Origin of the sequence: Paenibacillus koleovorans NBRC 103111 (assembly GCF_004000845.1) — a bacterium.
Taxonomy (GTDB): domain Bacteria; phylum Bacillota; class Bacilli; order Paenibacillales; family NBRC-103111; genus Paenibacillus_AA; species Paenibacillus_AA koleovorans.
Genome location: NZ_BIMA01000240.1, coordinates 1 through 1,668 on the forward strand (window position 1 = coordinate 1; position 1,668 = coordinate 1,668).

Below are 1,668 nucleotides of genomic sequence, written 5' to 3' on the forward strand. Positions count from 1 at the left end.
GACAGGTCGCCGGTCGGCAAGCCAAGCTCCCAAGCTTTCAGCACGCGGCGCATGATTTTGCCGCTGCGCGTCTTCGGCAGCTTGTCCTTGAACTCGATCTCGCGAGGCGAGGCGTGTGCGGACAGCCCTTCCTTCACGAACTTGGCGATGTCCGCCTTCAGCTCGTCGGATGGGGTGAACCCTTCGCGGAGCGAGATGAACGCTTTGATCACTTCGCCGCGCAGCGGATCCGGCTTGCCGATGACGCCCGCTTCCGCAACCGCCGGATGCTCGACGAGCTTGCTCTCGACCTCGAACGGTCCGACGCGCTCGCCGGACGTGTTGATCACGTCGTCGACGCGGCCTTGGAACCAGAAGTAGCCCTCCTCATCCATGTAAGCCGAGTCGCCGGACACGTACCAGCCCTCGAGGCGGAAATATTCGGCGTACTTGGACGGATTGTTCCAAATCTTGCGCATCATCGACGGCCACGGCGTCTTGATCGCCAGGTTGCCCATCCGGTACGGCGGCAGCACGTTGCCGTTGTCGTCCACGATCGCCGCGTCTACGCCCGGGATCGGACGGCCCATCGAACCCGGCTTGATCGCCATCGACGGGTAGTTGCAGATCAGCTGGCCGCCTGTCTCCGTCATCCACCAGGTGTCATGGATGCGTTGGTTGTATACCTTCATGCCCCAGCGTACAACTTCCGGGTTGAGCGGCTCGCCGACGCTCAGCACGTGGCGCACCTTGCTCAGGTCGTACTGCTTGACGACGTCGTCGCCGGCGCCCATCAGCATGCGGAACGCCGTCGGCGCGCTGTACCACACCGTCACGCCGTAACGCTGCAGCGTGTTGTACCAATCCTGCGGGCTGAAGCGGCCGCCGCGGATAACATTCGTCGCGCCGTTCAGCCATGGCGCGAAGATGCCGTACGACGTCCCCGTTACCCAGCCCGGGTCGGCCGTACACCAGTACACATCGTCTTCCTGCAGATCAAGCACGATGCGGCCGGTGTAGTAGTGCTGGATCATCGCGTTCTGAGCGTGGAACACGCCCTTCGGCTTGCCGGTGGAACCGGACGTATAGTGAAGGATCAGACCGTCTTCGCGGTCGAGCCATTCGATCTCGAGCTCTTCGGAAGCGGCAGCCATCTCTTGCTGGAAGCTCACTTGGCCTGGAGCGGAAGCGTCGACGTCGTTGCCCACGAGGATGACATGCTTCAGGTTCGGCAGGTCGGCGACCGGGATACGCGGCAGCAGCGGCGGCGTCGTAATGATCGCGATCGCTTGGCTGTCGTCCAGACGGTCACGGACGGCCGTCTCCATGAACGCCTCGAACAGCGGGCCGACGATCGCGCCGACCTTGAGCGAGCCGAGCAAGGCGAAATACAGCTCCGGCGTGCGCGGCATGAAGATGAAGACGCGCTCGCCCTTGCCTACGCCAAGCTTGCGCAGAACGTTGCCGAATTTATTGGAGTTCGCCTTCATCTGGGCGAATGTGTAGCTCTCGTCGCGGTTCGCGTCGCTGTAGTGGAGCGCGATCTTGTTGGCGCGCGCGCCTTCGGCGTGGCGATCGATCGCCTCGTACGCCATGTTCACTTTACCGGTCGTATACCAGCTGAATTGTTTCTCGATTTCGCTCCAGTCGAACGACTCGCGTGCTTCATCATAGCTTTTCAAATTCGGG

Annotated in this window: 1 protein-coding gene; it reads right to left on the bottom strand. The window is 62.2% G+C overall.

Annotated features, from left to right (window positions below):
• A partial coding sequence (gene acsA, locus PKO02S_RS31955; RefSeq protein WP_246067671.1) for an acetate--CoA ligase occupies positions 1-1,661 on the bottom strand: 1,661 nt, incomplete at its 3' end.
• Positions 1,662-1,668 lie beyond the last annotated feature (7 nt).